Consider the following 250-nt stretch of genomic DNA (forward strand, 5'->3'; position numbering starts at 1 on the left):
GAGCAATCGGTTGAAGGTCGCGCGCGGCGACGGTGATCAACGCGATGTCGGTATCAGGATCACGGCCGATGATCCGGGCATCGAGCGTCCGCCCGTCACTCACCTGAACCTGCAGCTTGGTCGCGTTGTCGACGACGTGGGAATTGGTCAGGATCTCGCCCCGGCCTGCATCAATCACGACACCAGATCCGCTGCTGATGATGCCTTCCTGACCGGTTTCGGGGTTTCTGCCGATTGCGAAGATGCGCAC

Annotated in this window: 1 protein-coding gene; it reads right to left on the reverse strand. The window is 61.2% G+C overall.

Annotated elements, in window-relative coordinates:
* Positions 1-250, reverse strand: a 250-nt coding sequence (locus AX692_RS07735) for a trypsin-like peptidase domain-containing protein (RefSeq protein ID WP_196491778.1), incomplete at both ends; no start/stop codon positions are given.

It is taken from the genome of Erythrobacter donghaensis (genome assembly GCF_001557325.1).
Lineage (GTDB): Bacteria > Pseudomonadota > Alphaproteobacteria > Sphingomonadales > Sphingomonadaceae > Erythrobacter > Erythrobacter donghaensis_B.